This is a genomic window from Pseudomonas sp. PDM16, from assembly GCF_014851865.1.
Classification (GTDB): domain Bacteria; phylum Pseudomonadota; class Gammaproteobacteria; order Pseudomonadales; family Pseudomonadaceae; genus Aquipseudomonas.
In genome coordinates this window covers 203719-223660 of record NZ_JACVAM010000004.1, presented here as the reverse complement: position 1 = coordinate 223660, position 19942 = coordinate 203719, and the positions used below count along the sequence as shown (strand labels likewise).

Genomic DNA, 19942 nt, shown 5'->3' with positions numbered 1-19942 from the left:
AGGGCCATTCTCGTCTGGCGAACTTAATTGTTTGGAGCAGGCTAACCGAGGCGAAGATGACCGGCCAGTGCCGGCAATGGCCGCTCCCTTCCCGCCAGGGAAAGGAGCGGCTCGCACGCATCAGGGAATGCATACCCCCTGCTTGTCGCTTTGCGCCAGATCCATCAGCTCCCGGTTGGCCACCGCGTACATGGCGTAGTCGGTACCGGTGGCCGCGCGCAGTTCGGCGAGCATCGCCAGCCAGCGCTGCACCAGGGTCCTGTGCTGCTCCAGCCAGAAGCTGACCCGCTCCTCGATATCCTTCGGCCCTTCGGCCATCTGCAGCACGGCGATGGTGATCGCCCGCTGCTGCCAGTCCAGGTCGTCGCGGAACGCCTCGCGGGCCAGGGCCTGCCAGTTGTTCTCCACCGGCAGGCCGGTGATCTGCTGCAGGTACCAGGACAGCTCCAGCGCGCCCCCTGTGGCGAAGTACGCAGTCGCCACATCCGTGGCCGGCTGTCCGGTGACATCGGCGGCCTCGATGATCGGCAGCAAGGTGTACAGGTGGCTGGTGCCAGCGACCACGCGCGCCAGCTCTTCCGGCGCACCCGCCTCGACGAAGCTCTGGTAGCGCGCCAGCCACTGCTCGCGGGCCGGACCTTCCAGCAACTCGTCCAGGCGCCCAGCCAGCTCGGCCACGCGCGGGGCGAAGTGGCCGACATCGCGGGCGGCGTCCAGATCCTCGCGACGGCTGCGCAGGAACCAGCGGGTAGCGCGGCGCCCCAGGCGCATCAGCTCGTCCATCAGCTGCAGCTGCAGCTCGGCCGGCACCTTGTAGTCCAGCGCCTCGATCTGCTTCCACCAGTGCGGCAGGCGGAACACGTCACGCACGATGACATAGGCGCCGGCGACATTGGCTGCGCTCATGCCGGTGGACTCCTTCAGGCGCTGCACGAAGGTGATACCCATGTGGTTGACCAGATCGTTGGCGATCTGCGTGCTGACGATCTCGCGCTTCAGGCGGTGGCGGCGCATGGCCTCGCCGAACTTCTTGGTCAGCTGCGCCGGGAACGCGGTTTCCATCTCGCGGGCCAGGTAGTCGTCGTCCGGCACCAGGGATTTCAGCAGGGCTTCCTTGAGGTCGATCTTGCTGTAGGAGATCAGCACCGACAGCTCCGGCCGAGTGAGGCCGCGGCCGTTGGCCGCGCGTTCGTTGAGCTCGTCGTCGGACGGCAGGAACTCCAGCGCGCGGTCCAGCTTGCCGGCAGACTCCAGCGCCGCCATCAGGCGCTTGTACTCGGCCAGGCGCTCGCGAGCGCGGCGCTGGGCCAGGGACAGGGCCTGGGTCTGCTTGTAGTTGTTGCCCAGCACCAGCGCGCCGACTGCGTCGGTCATCTCGGCCAGCAGCTTGTTGCGCTGCTTGCCGGTCATGTCGCCGCCGCCGACGATCTCGCCGAGCAGGATCTTGATGTTCACCTCATGGTCGGAGCAGTCCACGCCGCCGGCGTTGTCGATGAAGTCGGTGTTGCTGGCGCCGCCGTTGAGGCCGTACTCGACGCGGCCGAGCTGGGTCATGCCCAGGTTGCCGCCCTCGCCCACCACCTTGGCACGCAGCTCATTGCCGTTGACGCGCAGGCCGTCATTGGCCTTGTCGCCCACATCGGCATGGGTTTCCTTGCTCGACTTGACGTAGGTGCCGATGCCGCCGTTCCACAACAGGTCGACCGGTGCCTTGAGCAGCGCGTTGATCAGTTCGGTGGGCGCCAGCTTGTCGGCGGCGATGTCGAAGCGCGCCTTCATCTGCGGGGTGATGGCGATGCTCTTGGCGCTGCGTAGGAAGATGCCGCCGCCTTCGGAAATCAGCTTGGCGTCGTAGTCGGCCCAGGACGAGCGCGGCAGGGCGAACATGCGCTGGCGCTCGATGAAGCTCTTCGCCGCATCCGGGTTGGGGTCGATGAAGATGTGCTGGTGGTTGAATGCCGCCACCATCTGCAATTGGTCCGACAGCAGCAGGCCGTTGCCGAACACGTCACCGGCCATGTCGCCGATGCCGATCACCGTGATCGGGTCCTTCTGCACGTCGATGCCGCGCTCGCGGAAGTGGCGCTGCACCGAGACCCAGCCGCCCTTGGCGGTGATGCCCATGCCCTTGTGGTCGTAGCCTGCCGAGCCGCCAGAGGCGAAGGCGTCGTTGAGCCAGAAGCCGTAGTCGATAGCGATGCCGTTGGCGATGTCGGAGAAGGTCGCGGTGCCCTTGTCCGCCGCCACCACCAGATACGGGTCGTCGTTGTCGTGACGCACCACGTTCTGCGGCGGCACCACGGCGCCATCCTTGAGGTTATCGGTGATGTCGAGCAGGCCACTGATGAAGATGCGGTAGCAAGCAATGCCCTCGGCCAGCACCTCGTCACGGTTACCGCCCACAGGGAGCCTTCTCGGGATGAACCCGCCCTTGGCGCCCATTGGCACGATCACCGCGTTCTTCACCTGCTGTGCCTTGACCAGGCCCAGTACCTCGGTGCGGAAGTCCTCCTCGCGGTCGGACCAGCGCAGGCCGCCACGTGCGACGTCGCCGAAGCGCAGGTGCACGCCCTCGACGCGCGGGCAGTAGACGAAGATTTCGAATTTCGGCACCGGCCGCGGAATCTCCGGAATCAGCCGTGGGCTGAGCTTGAAGCTGAAGTAGTGCTTGGGCTGGCCGTCGGCACCCGGTTGGTAGAAATTGGTGCGCAAGGTGGCCTTGATCAGATCCAGGTAGCGCCGCAGGATGCGGTCCTCGTTGAGCACGGCGACGTTGTCCAGTGCGGCGAGGATGGCCTGCTCGAGCTTCTGCTGCTTGTCGTCCAGGTCTTCCATCGACAGCTTGCGCGCCAGGTAGAAGCGGGTCTTGAACAGGCGCACCAGCTCCTTGGCGATATCGGCGTGGTTGACCAGGGTGGCCGCGATGTAGCCAAGGTCGAAGCCCAAGCGGATCTGCTTCAGGTAGCGGGCATAGGCGCGCAGCAGCGCCACATCGCGCCACGGCATGGAGGCGGTCAGTACCAGGCGGTTGAAGCCGTCATTCTCGGCGGCGCCCTCGACGATCTGCACGAAGGCATCCTGCAGGGTCTCGTTGAGCTCCTGAATATCGACATTCACCCCTTCGGCGGTGGTGAAGGCGAAGTCATGAATCCAGTACTCGCGGCCATCGGCGCGGCGCAGCTTGTAGGGGAACTCGCCAAGCACGCGCAGGCCAAGGTTCTCCAGGATCGGCAGCACGTCGGACAGCGGCAGCGGCGTGTCGGCGTGGTACAGCTTGCAGTGCAGCTCCTGCTCGCCCTGGGCCAGCGGTTGGTAGAAGCTCATCACCAGCGGCCGCTTCTCGGACAGGCTGAGCAGGTGCTGCATGTCCACCACCGCCGAATGCGGGGCGAAACGCTCGGTGTAACCGGCCGGGAAGCCTTTCGGGAAGTCGGCCAGCACGTTGGTGCCCTGGGCCTCGCCGAAACTTTCGATGATCAGGCTGGCGTAGTCATCCTTCCACGAACGGCAGGCCTGGATGACTTCCTTCTCGATGCGCGCCGGGTCGATCTGCACGCGGTTCTTCGGGTCGACCTTGAGGATGAACTGCACCCGCGCCAGCACCGACTCGGAGAAGTAGGTCCAGAACTCGCAGTCGCTGGCGCCCAGGCGATCCATGAGGATCTGCTGGATCTTCAGCCGCGTCTCGGTGGAGTACACGTCGCGCGGCACGTAGGCCAGGCAGTAGGCAAAGCGGCCATAGGGATCACGGCGGATGAACAGGCGCAGCTTGTTGCGCTCCTGGATCTGCACGATGGAGATGGCCGTGCTGAACAGCTCGTCCACCGGGGTCTGGAACAGATCATCGCGCGGCAGCACTTCCAGCACCTGTTCCAGCTCCTTGCCCAGGTGCGCCTTGCGGTCGAAGCCGGAACGTTCGGCAATCTCATCCACCTTGCGGCGGATGTAGGGGATGCTGCTGACGCTCTGGGCATACACCGCCGAGGTGTACAGGCCCATGAAACGGCATTCCTTGATGACCTTGCCCTTGGCATCCAGCTCACGGATCGACACGAAGTCCGGGTAGGCCGGACGGTGCACACGGCTCGGCGTGGCGGCCTTGGCGAAGGACAGCAGCACCGGCTGGCGCAGGTAGTCGACGGCCTCTTTCTCGATGTGCACGTCTTCCTTGCTCAGGCCCGGGCGAAGGCGCTTGGACAGGCCCAGCAGGGAGGCCTCGTCGTACACCAGGTGGCCACCATCCTTCTCTTCGACCACGGTGAATTCCTCGTAACCGAGGAAGGTGAAGTGGTTGTCCAGCAGCCAGGCGAGGAAGGTTTTCACTTCCGCCAGCTCGGCGCCGTCGACCTTGAGCTTGGCCTTGTCCAGCCAGGCCAGTAGCTGCTCGGCCTTGGCCTTCATCGGGGCGAAGTCCGCCACGGCAATGCGCACTTCCTCCAGCACGTCCTGGATCGCCTTCTCCAGCGCACGCAGCTCGGTGACGTTGGCGCAGCGGTCGATCTCCAGGTACATCAGCGCCTCGCGCTGTACGTCCTTGCCACCGGTGCCCTTGGTGAGGATTTCCTGCAGCTCGCCGCTCTTCTTGCGCTTCACACTGAACACGCTGTTCTGCAGGGTGTGGATGCTGTAGCCGTGGCGGTTCAGCTCCATGCGCACCGAGTCGACCAGAAATGGCAGGTCGGCGTGCAGCACCTCCACCGCGGTGTGGGTGGACTGCCAGCCATGCTTCTCGTAATCCGGGTTGTACACGCGCACCACCGGTTTGGCGGCGTCGAAGCGTTCTAGTAGACGCCAGGAAGACAAGGTGCTGCCGGCCAGGTCGCCGAGGCGGCGCTGGGTCAGCTCATCGAGGGATACGATGCCGAAGAACTGCTCGGCGAACAGCGCCACTTGTGGCAGCGCCTTGTCGCTGACGTGCTGCGCCAGGGCCGCTTGCAGTTGGTGCTGGAAGTCGGCTTTGCTGGCCGCGGTGAAGAACGCCATGGTAATGCTCCACTGGACTTGTTATTCGAGATTGGGCGCACGGCGCCGGGTTCCCAAGCAGTCTAGGCGATAGACGGAACTCGGCAGGCGTACGGCGACCACAAGGTCACACAGAGCTTAACGAGAGCCCATGGCAGCTGGATTGCGGAGGGGCGACATATTCGTTCATCGGCTCGCTGCGAGTCTTTGGTGTAAGGAACGCTTGGGAGAATCATCCGCCGCCATTAAGATGCGGCCTTTGCCCAGACGCCACCGGCCACCGGTGCAGAGCTTCCATGCCCAAAGCACCGACCTCGCCCGCCGACAGACTTTATGCACTCGATGCCTTAAGAGGCTTTGCAGCGCTCTCAGTAGTGCTCTGGCACTGGCAACACTTCTTTTATAAGGGCAGCACGCCAGACAGTTTCGACAGGGAGCGCCAACCGCTCTTCCAGTTCTTCTCGGTGTTCTACACGCATGGATCACTGGCAGTCGAACTGTTCTTCGGCATTTCCGGCTTCGTGTTCTTCTGGTTGTTCAGCCGGAGGATTACAGATGTCTCGCTCTCTCCTCGCCGCTTCTTCGTGGATCGTTTCAGTCGACTCTACCCGCTCCACATAGCGACCTTTGCGCTGGTCGCCATGCTTCAGTTTCTTTATGCACGCAACCATGCCAGCTATTTCGTCTACCCGGCCAACGACCTCTATCACGCCGTTCTGAACATCCTGCTGGTTCCGGCCTGGGGACTCGAGAAAGGCTGGTCATTCAATGCACCAATCTGGTCCGTCTCGGTCGAGGTATTTCTGTACGGGGTTTTCTTCCTGCTCTGCCTCTTCGGTCGCGGCAAGCTGATACTGATCCCGCTGCTGATCGGCCTCGGAGCAGTACTTCATTCGAACCTGCAGTTCTTCAAGCTGGGGGTCGGGCTTTTCGCGTTCTTTTGTGGTGGCTCGGCCTATCTGTTGCTGTCCAGATCGTTCGCCAGCCTAGGTGCAAGGATATCTCTAGGGATATCGCTGGCGTCGACCATCGCGGCATGGGGGTATGCCTGCGTTGCCCCAGAGCCGGAAAGGCTGATTCTGATAGGGGTTGTCTTCCCGCTCACGGTAGCGACGCTGGCGGCCATCGGGTTCATGTATCGCGGGTTCCTCAAACCTCTCGCGGCCGTCGGCGACTTGAGCTATTCGTCGTACCTGCTGCATTTTCCACTGCAGCTAGCCTTTGTCCTGGTGGCGGACAACCTCGGATACGAGCGAACGCTTTTCTACAGCCCCTGGATGCTGCTGCTTTTCATGGCCCTGCTGATTCCTCTTAGCCTGGCTAGCCATCGCTTCTTCGAAGTCCCGATTCAACGCGCCCTTCGGAGCATGCATTCGCGACACGAGGGTGGATCCATCAGAGCAGGGTAGAGGTTGAGGCTGTCAGCCTCAGGAAAAACGCGTGCTAGGGTTCAACTCCTCGCAGTTCGGTAGGGAAGCCATGCAGTACCCCATCCGTCGTCACTTGGTCATTCACTTCGGCAACCTGCTGATCAGCGCCATCGGCCTGGCGCTGATCGGTCTGGCTGCCTGGCTACGGCCATCACTGATCGAACCGTTGCTGTGGGCCGGCGTACCGGTCTACCTCGGCGCACTGCTACCACGCTGGATCGGCCGCCGCGAGCGCCTGCGCCGCGCCGCCCTGGCCCTGGCCAGCGCCGAGAAAAAGTGGGGCTTCGCCAGCCGCGATCACTGCGGGCCCTGGCTCAACTACATCGACCAACCGTTCCTGCGCCACTGCCCGGAGTTCGCCGGGCGCTACTTCTATGGCGAGTGGCTGGTGATCCACGATGGCCTGCTGATCATCAACCCCGGCCGCTCGACCGTGGACCCGCAGCGCCAGGAGGTCGCCTACGACTTCAGTTGCGCCACCACCTATGCGTGGGATGGCTGCACGCCCAAGGTGCCATTCTACTGGCTGGCGATCATCGGCGTGCCGGACTGGTGGGAGAAGCCGCACAAGGTGCTGCACCTGCATGGCAAGCAGATCTGCGAGGCCGACGTATTCTGGCCCCTGGCCCACCCGGCCAGCCTGGTGCATGACGCGCTCTACCAGTACCTGAACGCTGCACCAGTAGCCAAGCACGAGGCCGACCTGCTGTTCTTCCGCATGCTGCACGAGGCCGGCATGCTCTGGCCGGCAGCTTTTGCCTATTACCTGGCCGTGCGCCTGTTCGGCGCGCCCGACGTGGTTGGCCCACGCCCTCCGAACAGCACGCTGACCTGCACCAGCGCCCTGCCCGGCCAGGATCAACCGGCAGAAGCGAGCACCTGCGAGGAGCAGCATCCGGCCTGAACCCCGCGGCAATGGGGAACTGGTCGGCAGTGCGCACCCCGAAGCATGCAAGCCACTATCCCAATGCAGTAGAGTTAGCCCCCCGCTGGGGTGATTTCGGCAACCCGTCAGTCCCTTTCCAGGAAGATTCCCGATGGAACATCGTGAGGCGCTTGTCGCGCTGCGGCAATTTCTCGCTACCCAGATCCTCGGCCAGGAAAAGCTCATCGAGCGCCTGCTGATCGCCCTGCTCGCCGACGGCCACCTGCTGGTCGAGGGCGCGCCCGGTCTGGCCAAGACCAAGGCCATCAAGGAGCTAGCGGAAGGCATCGAGGCCGAATTCCACCGCATCCAGTTCACCCCCGACCTACTCCCGGCCGACATCACCGGCACCGAGATCTATCGTCCGGAAACCGGCAGCTTCGTGTTCCAGCAGGGGCCGATCTTCCACAACCTGGTGCTGGCCGACGAAATCAACCGTGCCCCAGCCAAGGTGCAGTCGGCGCTACTGGAAGCCATGGCCGAGCGTCAGGTATCCATTGGCCGCAGCACCTACGACCTGTCGCCGCTGTTCCTGGTCATGGCCACGCAAAACCCCATCGAGCAGGAAGGCACCTACCCGCTGCCCGAAGCCCAGCTCGACCGCTTCCTGATGCACGTGAAGATCGGTTTCCCGGACGCCAGCGTGGAACGCAAGATCCTCGCCCAGGCTAGAGGCGATGCGCTGAATGGCGAGGCCAAGCCGGAGCACCGCGTCAGCCAGCAGGCGATCTTCGCTGCCCGCCAGGAAATCCTCGGCCTGTACATGGCCGATGCCGTGGAGGAATACCTGGTGCAACTGGTGATGGCCACCCGCACCCCGGCCAAGCACGACGCCGAGCTGGCCGAATGGATCGCTTACGGCGCCAGCCCGCGCGGCTCGATCGCCCTCGACCGTTGCTCACGCGCGCACGCCTGGCTGGCTGGCCGCGACTTCGTCAGCCCCGAGGATATCCAGGCGGTGCTGTTCGACGTGCTGCGCCACCGCATCATCCTGTCGTTCGAAGCGGAAGCCGCCGGCATCGACCAGGACCGCGTGGTGCAGCGCATTCTCGACGTGGTGGCGGTGGCCTGACGGCCACCCACGAGCCCTCCCCATGCACGTGCAACCGACCCCACCGGGCATTCGCGTCAGCCTCGCCGAGCTGATCGAGATGCGTCACCGCGTGCGCGAGGTGCAGCTGTTCTCCACCCCCGCCCGGCGCAGTCCGCTGATCGGCCTGCACCACTCCAAGCTGCGCGGGCGTGGCGTCGACTTCGACCAGGTACGTGTGTACCAGGCCGGCGACGACGTGCGCACCATCGACTGGCGCGTCACCGCCCGCACCCAGGAGCCGCACACCAAGCTGTTCCACGAGGAGCGCGAGCGGCCGATCTTCATCATGGTCGAGCAGAGCCGCCGGCTGTTCTTCGGCTCGGCCCTGCAGTTCAAGTCGGTGCTCGCCGCCCAGGCTGCCAGCCTGTTCGGCTGGGCCGCGCTGGCGCACAACGACCGCATCGGCGGCCTGGTGTTCGGCGACGCCGAGCATCACGAGATCAAGCCACGACGCAGCAAGCAGAGCCTGCTGCAACTGCTCAACCGCCTGACCCGTGCCAACCAGGCCCTGCACCCGGACGCCACCGGCGAACGCGACAGCTTCGGCCTGGCCCTGCGCCGCGCCCGCGAAGTGCTGCGCCCCGGCAGCCTGGTCATCGTGATCTGCGACGAGCGTACGCTGAACGATTCCGCCGAGCAGCAGCTCAGCCTGCTGGCGCGACACACCGACCTGGTGCTGCTGCCGGTGTCCGACCCGCTCGACCACGACCTGCCCAATGCCGGCCTGCTGCGCTTCATCGAGCGCGGTGCGCAACTGGAGCTGGACACCCGTGGCGATGACCTGCGCGTGGCCTACAGCGGCATGGCCGAACAGCGCCGCGCACGTTGGCAGCGCCTGGCGCAGAAGCTCGGCGTGCCGCTGCTGGCGCTGAGCACCGCGCAGGATCTGGTGGACCAACTGCGCGAACACCTTACCGGGCAACAGGCGGGCAAGCGCGCATGAACCCGCTCGACCAGCTGCAACCGACCATCGCCCCGCCACCGGTATCCTGGTGGCCACTGGCGCCCGGCTGGTGGGCGCTGCTGGTATTGGTGCCGCTGCTGCTCTGGGGCTTGTGGTACCTGCGCCGCTACCTGCCGCGCCGCCAGCAGCAGGCGATTCAAGGTGAGCAGCCGCTCGACCCCATGCGCCAGGCCGCGCTGGCCGAACTGGCGCGTCTGGTGCGCCCATACGATGGCCAGCACGCCGGCCCCTGGCTGCAGCAGCTCAACGCCCTGCTCAAACGTCTGGCCCGCGCTGACTACCCCACCGACAACAGCCACGTGCTCAGCGGCCGTGCCTGGCTGGCTTTTCTCGACAGCCGCTGCCCGGCCGCCGGCCTGACCCGCTGGATGATCCTGGTGGAAGGCACCTATCGCAGCCATTGCAGCCTCGACGACAAGGCCATCAACGGCCTCAACCAGGCAGTCGACACCTGGATTCGCAAGCATGTTTGAGTTCGCCTGGCCCTGGGTCTTTCTGCTCGCACCGCTGCCCTGGCTGCTTCGCCTGGCGCTGCCGCCGGCAGACAGTGGCGAGGCGGCGCTCAAGGTCAGCTTCCTCGGCGAGCTGGAGGGCCTCAGCGGCCGCCGCGCCCGCGCCAACCTGCCCGCCTGGCGACAGCAGACGCCGCTCGTGCTGCTGTGGTTGTTCCTGCTGCTGGCCACGGCCCGCCCGGAATGGGTCGGCGAACCGCTACCACTGCCGGCCAGCGGTCGCGATCTGCTGCTGGCGGTAGACGTGTCCGGTTCCATGGATCATGACGACATGCAATGGGACGGTGAGGATATCTCGCGCCTGGAACTGGTGAAGAAGCTGTTCGGCGATTTCATCGAGGACCGCCGCGGCGATCGCATCGGCCTGATCCTGTTCGGCAGCCGCGCCTATCTGCAATCGCCACTGACCTTCGACCGTCACACCGTACGCACCTGGTTGGACGAGGCGCTGGTCAACATCGCCGGCCCGCAGACCGCTCTCGGCGACGCCATCGGCCTGGCCGTCAAACGCCTGCGTCAGCGCCCGGCCGACAGCCGGGTGCTGGTGCTGATCACCGACGGCGCCAACAACGGTGGCGAAATCGAACCCAAGGTCGCCGCGCGCCTGGCCGCCGAGGAGAAGGTGAAGATCTACACCATCGGCATCGGTGCAGATCCCGAGCAGAGCGGCATTATGGGCGTGCTCGGCCTCAATCCGGGCGTCGACCTCGACGAGGCATCGCTGATCGCTATCGCCGAGCAGACTGGTGGCACCTACTTCCGCGCCCGCAGTGCAAAGGAGCTGCAGCAGATCGAGGAAACCCTCGACCAGCTGGAACCGGCCGCACAGCTGCCGACCCGTGCCAGGCCGGCCCAGGCCTTGTATCCCTGGCCGCTGGCCGCCGCGCTGCTGATCAGCCTGTTGCTTGTGGCTCGCGACTTGTGGCCACATCATTGGCAGAAGCTCACCTCACGCCTCGGGGGAGCGGCCTGATGGACATGCTCTGGCCGCAATGGCTGCGCCCCTTCTGGCTGATCCTGCTGCCATTGTTCGGCTGGTTGCTGTGGCAGCTTTGGCACCGCGAGCGACGCAGTGGGCGCTGGCAACTGCTGCTACCCGCTGCGTTCCAGGCCGTGTTGCTCTCCGGTGGGCGCGTGCGCAGCAACCGTCTGCCGTGGATCGCTCTTGGCCTGGCCTGGCTGCTGAGCCTGCTGGCTCTGCTCGGTCCCAGCTGGCAGCGTATGGAGCAAGCCAGTCAGAAACGAGCAGACCCGCTGGTGGTGCTGCTCGAACTGACCCCGGCAATGCTCGCCGCAGATACCCCGCCGAGCCGCCTGGAGCAGGCCAAGCGTAAGCTGCTCGACCTGCTGCAGGCGCGCGACGACGCACAGACCGCGATCATCGTCTATGCGGGCAGCGCCCACACCCTGGTGCCGCTGTCCGACGACCTGAGTACCGCGCGCAACCTGCTGGAGGCCATCAAGCCATCGATCATGCCCGAAGCGGGGCGGCGAGCCGACCTGGCCGTGGTCAAAGCGATGGAGCTGCTGGACCAGGGTGCTCAAGGCCGAGGCCGGCTGCTGCTGATCGGCAGTGAGCTGAGCCCCGAGGAGCGCGACGGTATCCGCCGAGCTCTGGGCAGCCGTGGCGAACGCCTGGCCATTCTCGGCATCGGCACTGCCCAGGGCGCACCGATCCGAGGCGAGGACGGCAGCTTCCTCAAGGGTGCCGACGGCGCCATCCTGATCCCCCGCGTGGACGGTCCCAGCTTGCGCCGCTTCACCGAGGACCTGGGTGGCCAATATCGCAAAGCGCGCCTGGACGATGAGGACCTGCAGGCCCTTGGCCTACTCGAAGGCCCGCAGCAGCTGCGCGAAGGCGCAGAGCCGACACAGCTGCAGGCCTGGGCCGACCAGGGCCATTGGCTGTTGCTGCCATTGCTGCTGATCGCCGCCTGTGCCGGCCGTCGAGGCTGGCTGTTCTGCCTGCCACTGTTGCTGTACCTGGCGCCACAGCCGAGCTACGCCCTGGGTTGGAATGACCTGTGGCTGCGCCCGGACCAACAGGGCCAGCGCCTGTTGCAGGCGGAGAAGCCCAAGGAAGCGGCCGAACGTTTCGAAGACCCTCAATGGCAAGGCGAGGCCCTGTACCGCGCCGGCGACTATGGGGCGGCCGCCGAGCGCTTCGCCCAGATCGACAGCGCCATTGCCCACTACAATCGCGGCAACGCCTTGGCCAAAAGCAGCGAACTGGAGGCGGCCATCGATGCCTACGACCAGGCCCTCGAGCGCGACCCCGAGCTACAGCCCGCGCAGCAGAACAAGGCACTGATCGAGCAACTGCTGCGTCAGCAGAAACAGCAGAACCAAGACCAGCCACAACAGGACCAGCAGGAGCGGCAGGACGGGCAACAGCAGCCCGCCGAGAGCCCACCGCAACCCAAGCATCAGGGCGCCAGCGAGAACGCGCAGCAACAAGAACCTCAGGCACAGGATGACCAGTCACAACCGCAGAAGCCCCAGGAACAGCAACCAAAGGAAGGCCAGCAACAGGCCCAGTCGGCAAAGCCCGAGGCCGAGCAGAGCCAGTCCGAACAGAGCCAGTCCGAGAACAATCAGGCCGCCAGCACAGAGCCGCTGGGCGGAGAACAGCGCGACGCGCTGGAACAGTGGCTGCGACAGATCCCGGACGATCCGGGCGAGCTGCTGCGGCGAAAATTCCTCTATGAACAACAGCAGCGCCAGGAACAGTCTCGATGAATCGCCTGCTTTGCGCCCTCTTCTTCTGCCTGATCGGCACCCAGGTGTGGGCCGCCAGCTTCTCCGCCACCGTTGATCGTGCTCGGCTGAACGAGGGCGAGACCTTCGACCTGATCCTCGAATCGGAGGACTTCACCCAGTTCGGCACACCCGACTTCGAGCCGCTCAAGCAGCAGTTTGAAGTGGTCAGCACACGCCAAGAGAACCGGCTCTCGACCCAGGCCGGCAAGACCCTCTCAAGCACGCGCTGGATAGTCACGCTGCTGCCACGGCAGACCGGCTACGTGGTGGTCCCACCACTCAAGCTGGGAGAGGCACAGAGCCAGCCGATAACCCTGCAGGTGATCAAGGGCGATACCAGCGGCAACGGCAAGCTGGCGCCGATTTTCATCGACGCTAGCCTGGACCAGGAGAGCGTCTACGTGCAGGCCCAGGTGCTGTTGACGCTGCGTATCTACCATTCGGTATCGCTGTATGACGACAGCAGTCTGACCCCACTGAACATCCCCGACGCTCGCGTCGAACAGCTGGGCGACCCTCGCACCTTCGAGACGGACGTCAATGGCGTGCGCCATGGAGTGATTGAGCTGCGCTATGCGATTTTCCCGCAGCAGAGCGGCGAGCTGACCATCCCCTCCCAGGTTTTTAGTGCCACGCCGGCGACTCGCGATCAGAACTACAACCCGTTTGGCCCTCGGCCGGGCCGCCTGACCCGGGTGAAATCGCCAGAAATCCCGGTCACCGTCAAACCTCGCCCAGCCAGTTGGCCTGCCAACGCTCCATGGTTGCCGGCGCGCAGCCTGACCCTGAGTCAGGCCTGGAGCCCCGAGCCCGACAAACCCAGCGTCGGCGATTCGCTGACGCGCAACATCATGCTGCGCGTCGAAGGCCTGTCCAGCGCCCAGCTGCCTCCGCTGCCGGTGCAGGACAGCCCCGGCCTGCGGCGCTATCCAGACCAGCCGCAGCAGCGCAATGAAATCAACGCCAACGGGCTGATCGGCAGTCGTGAGGAAAGCGAAGCACTGGTGCCGAGCCAGAGTGGCCAGGTGACGTTGCCCGAGGTGCAGGTGCTGTGGTGGAACACCGAGCAGGATCGCCTGGAAACGGCCAGCCTGCCAGCACGCACTTTGGACGTGGCAGTCAATCCCAGCCTGGAGGTGGAGGCGCCGGTCGGTCATCAACCCGGCACCAGCGACCAAACCAACAACCCACTGTGGATCTGGCAACTGGCCTGTGCCCTGCTCGCCCTGACCACCGCGCTGGGCTTCGGTCTGTGGTGGCACGCCCGCCGCCAGCCAGCCATTCTTCCGACAGCGCAGACGGGCCCGAGTCCACGCACCCTGCTGGACGACCTCAAACGCGCTTGCCAAGCCAACGACCCACAGGCGACCCGCCAGGCCCTGGACGCCTGGGCTCGCCAGCAGCCTGAGACTCTGGCAGACATGGCTGCCCGCTTTGAGCCCCTGTCCGAAGCCATGGATGGGCTAAATGGCGCCCTGTACAGCGAGACAGGCCACCAGTGGCAGGGCGAGAGCCTGTGGAAGGCTATCCGCAGCCTGCCGGCACTGGAGGCTGCAGCCAATCCGCAGGAAGCCAACCCACTGCCCCCCCTGTATCCGCGCTGACCATCACGCGAACGGTCGGCGCCGGTACCCCCTCTGGACCACTACGGACTCATGCCATGCTCAAACGCAGCGTCAACTCCATAGCCACCACCTGGCTGGCCGGTTTGCTCGCTCTGTTGCCGCTGGCGCTGTCGCTGGCCCTTCTCGGCTGGGTGGTGAGTTTGCTCAACGGCCTGATAGGCCCATCCAGCACCGTTGGCAAGTTGTTCACCGGGCTCGGCCAGCCCTTCGTCAGCAGCCAGGAACTGGCCTGGCTACTTGGCACCGTCGCACTGGTGATTGCCCTGTACCCGCTTGGGCTGGCCGTGCAACTGGGCCTGAAGGGCCCTCTGCACAGGCTGTTCGATCGAACGCTGCGGCGCATTCCCCTGCTGGGTAACCTGTATGGTCTTGCTGACAGATTCGTCGGCCTGCTCGATCAGCAGGAGAATGCCGACGTTGCGGCGATGAGCCCGGTCTGGTGCTTCTTCGGTGGCGACGGTGCGGCAGTGCTGGCCCTGCTCCCCAACCCGCAACCAATCGAAATAGACGGCAGGGCTCATTTTGCCATCTTGGTGCCTACTGCCCCGGTTCCGGTTGGCGGAGGCCTGCTCTACGTACCGGTGGAGTGGGTCAAGCCAGCGGAAATGGGCATGGACAGGTTTACCAGCATCTATGTTTCGATGGGGATCACTCCGCCATCGGCGCCCAAGGAATAGGGAGCTTCATGGGCCCTTTCCAATGGGCTGGCCGACACCATTTTCATGCAGGACAGCCGGGTAAGATCAGGACTTTGCGGCGGCTGCCGTATCTCTCGCCGGCATCCTGGGCCTCGTATTCTTCGGAGCCTGCATTGCACCGATTGACATGATTCGAACCCGGCCGACACAGCGGCGGTTCGAGCGGCGGTGATCGCGCCGGCCAGCTCACGATGCAAATCCAGCATTGAAGGGCTAGGCTTCCCTCCTTCCGACCCCCAACAGGAACTGTTCCCGATGCGTTCTCTACTGTTTACCCTGATGCTATGCAGCTCCTTCGCCATGGCCGAAGTTCAGGTTCGCGAGATTCCTTACACGGCGGCCGACGGCACCCAGCTGATCGGTTATCACGCCTGGGACGACGCCATAGCCGGGGCTCGCCCTGGGGTGGTCGTGGTGCATGAATGGTGGGGGCTTAACGACTATGCCAAACGCCGCGCCCGAGACCTCGCCGCCCTCGGCTACAGTGCCCTCGCCATCGACATGTACGGACAAGGACGAAACACCCAGCATCCCGAGGATGCGGGTGCCTTCATGCAGGCCGTGATGGCCAATCCAGAGACCCCGAGGGCACGTTTCCAGGCTGGACTGGAACTGCTCAAGAAGCAGTCCGAAACCGACCTACAACGACTGGCTGCGATAGGCTACTGCTTTGGTGGGCGAGTGGTACTGGACATGGCTCGCCAAGGTCTGCCACTGGCTGCCGTCGTGAGTTTCCATGGGGCACTGGCAACCGATACACCAGCCACCTCAGGTAGCGTCAAGGCCAGGGTTCTGGTGGAGCACGGCTCGGCTGACAGCTTCATCACGCCCCAACAGATCGCCGACTTCAAGGCCGAGATGGACAAAGCTGGTGCCAACTACCGCTTCGTCGAATTACCCGGAGCCAAACACGGATTCAGCAACCCGGATGCCGATGCCCACAAAGGGCACGGCCTGGACCTTGGCTATCAGAAAGAAGCCGACGAGCGCTCCTGGGCAGATATGCAACAGCTGTTCGCGGAGGTTTTCCCGCGATAGCGATATGGGCGCCGGCAGGGTTTCATCCGAAACCAGCTGCCGGCGCCTGGGCCAGGCCCCGCGAAGGCCATGCCCCCGCTACAGGTGCCAGACCACCTCGCCGCCACCCCGCCCCCATGCATCGAAATGCACGCCGTAGGCATTTTCCACCGATGCGCGCTTTATCTTCAGCGTCGGCGTGAGGAAGCCGTTCTCCACCGCCCAGACCTCGGGGATCAACACCAGGCCAATCAGCCGTTCGTGCTTGTCTAACCCCAGGTTGGTGTCAGCCAGCAGCCGTTTTAGGCTGGTTTCCAGTTGCTCACGCGACTCCTTGCGTGCGACCTCGGACAGCACACACAGCGCCAGCGGCTGTGGCAGGCCGTCTCCTACCACGCAAACCTGCTCGATATGGCTGTGCACAGCCAGGCGATTCTCTATCGGCGCTGGAGCCACGTACTTGCCTTTGCTGGTCTTGAAGATTTCCTTGATTCGACCGGTCAGGCGCAGATTGCCATCGGCATCCTGCTCGCCCTTGTCGCCGGTACGCAGGAACCCTTCGTCGGTCAGCGCCTCGGCGGTCTTGCCCGGCTCCTTGTAGTAGCCCTGCATGGTCGAGCCGCTGCGCACCAGCACCTCGCCCTCCTCGCTGATACGCACCTCGACGCCCGGATTGTTCTGTCCAATCCAGCCCTTCTTGAACTTGCCGGGGCGGCAGACATGCGAGTAGCCGCAATTCTCGGTCATGCCGTAGACCTCTTGCAGGTCCAGCCCCAGGCGGCGATACCAGGCCAGCAGCGCGTCAGGCACCGGCGCAGCGCCCGACAGCGCATAACGCACGGCGTCCAATCCCAGCCCGCGCAGCACCTTGCGTCCGATCAGGCCGCCAACCAGCGGAATGGACAGGAGAAAGTCGAGCTTCTTCGCCGGCATCTTCGCGTACACGCCCATCTGGAATTTGGTCCAGATCCGCGGCACCCCGAAGAAAACGGTAGGCCGCGCGCGGCACAGGTCTTCGAGGAAGGTATCCAGGCTCTCGGCGAAGAACACCGTCATGCCGCTGTACAGCGAGTTGAGTTCGACGAACATGCGCTCGGCCACGTGGCACAGAGGCAGGTACGACAGCGCGCGGTCGCTCTCGTTGACGCCGAACAGCTCGGTGGCATGGCCGGCGGTGAAGCCGAAGTTGCCAAAATTGTGCATCACGCCCTTGGGCATGCCGGTGGTGCCGGATGTATAGATGATGGTAGCCAGTTGGTCGGGCTGGCTGCGCGGCTTGTCCTGAATCGGAGAGCAAGCCTGCAGGTCACTCCAGTGGCGGTCGAAGGTGCCTTCGGCGTGCAGCGGCAGCGCCACGGTGGTCACACTCTCCGGCACGCCGGGGGACATGGCGGGCCAGTCGTCCAGCTTGCCGATGAAGGCGACTTTTGCCTCGGCATGCTCCAGCACCTGGCGCACGGATTCGGCGGTCAGGTTGGGATAGAGAGGTACCGAGACGTGCCCTGCCATCCAGATGGCCAGATCGGTGACGATCCAGTGGGCGCAGTTCTTCGAGATGATCGCGATCTTGCTGCCCTGTTCCAGCTCCAGGCTGCGCAACCAACTGGCTGCACGACGTGCCTGTTCGCCGACATCGGCCCAGGTCAGCTGTTCCACCTGCCCCCCGCCCTGCGGCTGGATCAGATAAGTCTTGTTCGGATGACGCGACTCGCGCTCGAAAAATAGCTCGAGCGGCAAACGGACTGCACTGGCCACGGGGCCTCCTTGTTTGTTGTTTTTGTCACAGGGAGCAACCAAGCACTTGCTTGGTTGAATATTCCATGCGTCAGGAGGTGCGGCAAGTGAAGAAATGTTACAGGAGAGCAGAGGCGCTCTAGTGCGGGTGATACAGGGCGCAGAGTTGCATCAGCCCAGGGACGGGATCGCCTTCGAGGGCCACCAGACTGGCGGTGCGAAGTCCCATTGGCTGTTGCAGATGGCCGTGAACCAACAGGCCGGAGAGGCTGCCCAGCAGCGGGTTGTGACTGACCAGTAGGCATTCACCAGGATGGTCATCCAGGCGGTTGGCGGCCTCGCGTGGCGAGTCATCCGGTGTGGCCCAGTCCACCGTGGTTAACGACAGCTTCAGGCCCAGCACCTCACGAACGATCTCGGCGGTCTGCTGGGCACGCAGGTAGGGGCTGACCAGAATATGCTGCAGCGGCTGGCCACGCAGGTGCTCGGCACTTCGGCGCACCTCCTTGCGGCCGCCCTCGGTGAGGGCTCGCTCCGCGTCGCTCCGTGCACGCGGCTCGGCCTCGCCGTGGCGCAGCAACCAGAGAGTCACAGCTTGGGTTCTTCGTCGCGAACCGGGTGTGGTGCAGGAGGGATGCTGTGCGGCTCGTTGTCTTCGGGCGCACGGGGAGCCGGCCAATCGGCGAAAGGCCAGGGTTTCTCTTCGCTGTTGAAGGTACCGAAGCGACCGATCTGCTGCAGATACTGGCTGAGGCTATCGCCGAAGCCTTGTAGGCCGCCGTTGGGCGCGCCGTAGAACAGGCGATAGCCCAACTGCAACAGAACCACACCGGCGAGGACGATCTCGGCCAGTTGCCAGACGATGGCGAAGATCACCATCCACAGAATGCGCAGGGCAATGGATTCGCGTTCCAGTTCCTTGGTTTCGTCAGTCATGCCACTCTCCTTATCAGAAGCCGCTGGGGGAAATGAAGTCTACGTCGGTCTTGGGCTCACCGCGCATCAATGCCTGGATCACCTGTTCCAGGGTGCGACCCTCGAACAGGATGGCATGCAGGCCGGCAACCAGTGGCATGTAGACCTGCAGTTCCTCGGCCTTGTTCTTCAGAACTTTCAGGGTGTTCACACCCTCCGCCACCTCGCCCAGGCGCGCTACCGCATCCTCCAGCGACAGGCCCTCACCCAGGGCGTAGCCGACCTGGTAGTTGCGACTCTTCGGCGAGGAGCAAGTGACGATAAGGTCGCCTACCCCGGCCAGGCCAAGGAAGGTCATAGGGTTGGCGCCGAGCTTGACGGCAAAGCGGGTCATTTCCGCCAGGGCGCGGGTGATCAGCATGCTCTTGGTGTTCTCGCCCATGCCCATGGCCGCGGCCATGCCAGCAATGATTGCATAGACGTTCTTCAGCGCGCCGCCCAGCTCCACGCCGAAGCTGTCGCGGCTGGCATAGACGCGGAAGGTGCGGCCGTGAAGTGCCGACTGCACACGCTGGCAGAGCTCGTCGTCCTCGCTGGCAATCACCGAGGCGGTCAGGGCATGCTCGGCAATCTCGCGTGCTAGGTTAGGGCCGGATAGCACACCGATGCGCGCCTGCGGTGCAACGTCGGCGAGAATCTGGCTCATCAACCTGAAGCCATCCGCCTCGATACCCTTGGTGGTACTCACCAGCAGCTTGCCGACCAACGACACAGCAACTGGCTGCAGTACCTTGCGCAGAGCAGAGGAAGGCACGGCGACAAATATCAGCTCGCAGGCTGCCAGCGTGGCCGGCAGATCAGTCACCGGCTCGACACCCGGCAGCAACTTGATGCCTTTGAGGTAGCGCGGGTTCTCGCGCTGCGTGCGCATGGCCTCGGCCTGCTCAGGATCGCGCATCCACTGTAGGACACGCTGGCCGTTGGCGGCCAGGAGGTTGGCGATGGCGGTGCCGAAGCTACCGCCACCCAATACTGCAACGGGCTGTTGCTCGGTCATAGGAATTCCACAGCGGGCCATTTGTCGATGGCGAATGAGGCATTATCACGGACGCCCGCCCGACCGGCCAGCCCCCACCGTGACCCGCTGCGCAGAGCGTGCAATGGCAAAGTCTGTCTTCTCGGTTAACATGCGGCTGTCACGCCAGCGAACAAGGCCGTTCAGTGCACCTTCCCGTCCTGATCTCACGTCACCTCCACTCGCACGATACGCTGCTTGCGGCGATGTTTACCGGTGCCGATCGGGCGAG

General features: G+C 64.4%; 15 protein-coding genes. 10 read left to right on the top strand and 5 right to left on the bottom strand.

Annotated features, from left to right (window positions below; genetic code table 11):
* Positions 1–120 precede the first annotated feature (120 nt).
* Complete coding sequence (locus tag IB234_RS15895) at positions 121–4983, bottom strand: NAD-glutamate dehydrogenase (RefSeq protein WP_192319592.1); 4863 nt, start codon at positions 4981–4983, stop codon at positions 121–123.
* A 275-nt stretch (positions 4984–5258) separates the two neighbouring features.
* Here IB234_RS15895 and IB234_RS15890 point away from each other — a divergent pair, with 275 nt between their 5' ends.
* The 10 genes from IB234_RS15890 (at position 5259) to IB234_RS15845 (ending at position 16007) form a co-directional block, all read left to right on the top strand.
* Positions 5259–6371 (top strand): acyltransferase family protein, encoded by a 1113-nt coding sequence (locus tag IB234_RS15890; RefSeq protein ID WP_192319590.1) that lies wholly within the window; start codon positions 5259–5261, stop codon positions 6369–6371.
* Positions 6372–6402: 31 nt separating this feature from the next.
* On the top strand, positions 6403–7296 hold the full coding sequence (locus tag IB234_RS15885) for a DUF1353 domain-containing protein (RefSeq protein WP_318652028.1): 894 nt from the start codon (positions 6403–6405) through the stop codon (positions 7294–7296).
* A gap of 133 nt (positions 7297–7429) precedes the next feature.
* The gene (locus IB234_RS15880; RefSeq protein WP_192319588.1) at positions 7430–8389 is read left to right on the top strand and encodes an AAA family ATPase; all 960 of its coding nucleotides are present in this window, start codon (positions 7430–7432) and stop codon (positions 8387–8389) included.
* Between the two features lie 22 nt (positions 8390–8411).
* Positions 8412–9353, top strand: a complete 942-nt coding sequence (locus IB234_RS15875; protein ID WP_192319586.1) for a DUF58 domain-containing protein — start codon at positions 8412–8414, stop codon at positions 9351–9353.
* A complete protein-coding gene (locus tag IB234_RS15870; RefSeq protein WP_192319584.1) occupies positions 9350–9847 on the top strand; it encodes a DUF4381 domain-containing protein in 498 nt (165 codons plus the stop codon). The genes IB234_RS15875 and IB234_RS15870 overlap by 4 nt, the downstream gene beginning before the upstream one ends.
* Positions 9840–10859, top strand: coding sequence for a vWA domain-containing protein (locus IB234_RS15865; RefSeq protein WP_192319581.1), 1020 nt, complete (start codon positions 9840–9842; stop codon positions 10857–10859). Before IB234_RS15870 ends, IB234_RS15865 begins: the two co-directional genes overlap by 8 nt.
* Complete coding sequence (locus IB234_RS15860) at positions 10859–12625, top strand: VWA domain-containing protein (protein ID WP_192319579.1); 1767 nt, start codon at positions 10859–10861, stop codon at positions 12623–12625. Before IB234_RS15865 ends, IB234_RS15860 begins: the two co-directional genes overlap by 1 nt.
* Positions 12622–14250: a BatD family protein gene (locus tag IB234_RS15855; RefSeq protein ID WP_192319577.1), complete on the top strand. Its 1629-nt coding sequence runs from the start codon at positions 12622–12624 to the stop codon at positions 14248–14250. The genes IB234_RS15860 and IB234_RS15855 overlap by 4 nt, the downstream gene beginning before the upstream one ends.
* Before the next feature lie 56 nt (positions 14251–14306).
* Positions 14307–14948, top strand: coding sequence for a DUF502 domain-containing protein (locus IB234_RS15850; RefSeq protein ID WP_192319575.1), 642 nt, complete (start codon positions 14307–14309; stop codon positions 14946–14948).
* A gap of 276 nt (positions 14949–15224) precedes the next feature.
* On the top strand, positions 15225–16007 hold the full coding sequence (locus tag IB234_RS15845; protein WP_192319573.1) for a dienelactone hydrolase family protein: 783 nt from the start codon (positions 15225–15227) through the stop codon (positions 16005–16007).
* A 78-nt stretch (positions 16008–16085) separates the two neighbouring features.
* Here IB234_RS15845 and IB234_RS15840 read toward each other — a convergent pair whose 3' ends face one another.
* From IB234_RS15840 to IB234_RS15825, 4 genes are all read right to left on the bottom strand, one after another.
* Positions 16086–17741 (bottom strand): AMP-binding protein, encoded by a 1656-nt coding sequence (locus tag IB234_RS15840; RefSeq protein WP_192319571.1) that lies wholly within the window; start codon positions 17739–17741, stop codon positions 16086–16088.
* 118 nt (positions 17742–17859) lie between these two features.
* A complete protein-coding gene (gene sixA / locus IB234_RS15835; protein ID WP_192319569.1) occupies positions 17860–18312 on the bottom strand; it encodes a phosphohistidine phosphatase SixA in 453 nt (150 codons plus the stop codon).
* Entirely contained in the window at positions 18309–18656 is a 348-nt protein-coding gene (locus IB234_RS15830) for a DUF4389 domain-containing protein (protein WP_192319567.1), read from the bottom strand. The genes sixA and IB234_RS15830 overlap by 4 nt, the downstream gene beginning before the upstream one ends.
* Before the next feature lie 13 nt (positions 18657–18669).
* On the bottom strand, positions 18670–19692 hold the full coding sequence (locus IB234_RS15825) for an NAD(P)H-dependent glycerol-3-phosphate dehydrogenase (protein ID WP_192319565.1): 1023 nt from the start codon (positions 19690–19692) through the stop codon (positions 18670–18672).
* Positions 19693–19942: the final 250 nt, after the last annotated feature.

Coding starts and splice junctions, on each gene's coding strand:
- IB234_RS15895 (WP_192319592.1), bottom strand. CDS start 4,983: ATGGCGTTCTTCACCGCGGCCAGCAAAGCCGACTTCCAGCACCAACTG.
- IB234_RS15890 (WP_192319590.1), top strand. CDS start 5,259: ATGCCCAAAGCACCGACCTCGCCCGCCGACAGACTTTATGCACTCGAT.
- IB234_RS15880 (WP_192319588.1), top strand. CDS start 7,430: ATGGAACATCGTGAGGCGCTTGTCGCGCTGCGGCAATTTCTCGCTACC.
- IB234_RS15875 (WP_192319586.1), top strand. CDS start 8,412: ATGCACGTGCAACCGACCCCACCGGGCATTCGCGTCAGCCTCGCCGAG.
- IB234_RS15870 (WP_192319584.1), top strand. CDS start 9,350: ATGAACCCGCTCGACCAGCTGCAACCGACCATCGCCCCGCCACCGGTA.
- IB234_RS15865 (WP_192319581.1), top strand. CDS start 9,840: ATGTTTGAGTTCGCCTGGCCCTGGGTCTTTCTGCTCGCACCGCTGCCC.
- IB234_RS15860 (WP_192319579.1), top strand. CDS start 10,859: ATGGACATGCTCTGGCCGCAATGGCTGCGCCCCTTCTGGCTGATCCTG.
- IB234_RS15855 (WP_192319577.1), top strand. CDS start 12,622: ATGAATCGCCTGCTTTGCGCCCTCTTCTTCTGCCTGATCGGCACCCAG.
- IB234_RS15850 (WP_192319575.1), top strand. CDS start 14,307: ATGCTCAAACGCAGCGTCAACTCCATAGCCACCACCTGGCTGGCCGGT.
- IB234_RS15845 (WP_192319573.1), top strand. CDS start 15,225: ATGCGTTCTCTACTGTTTACCCTGATGCTATGCAGCTCCTTCGCCATG.
- IB234_RS15830 (WP_192319567.1), bottom strand. CDS start 18,656: ATGACTGACGAAACCAAGGAACTGGAACGCGAATCCATTGCCCTGCGC.
- IB234_RS15825 (WP_192319565.1), bottom strand. CDS start 19,692: ATGACCGAGCAACAGCCCGTTGCAGTATTGGGTGGCGGTAGCTTCGGC.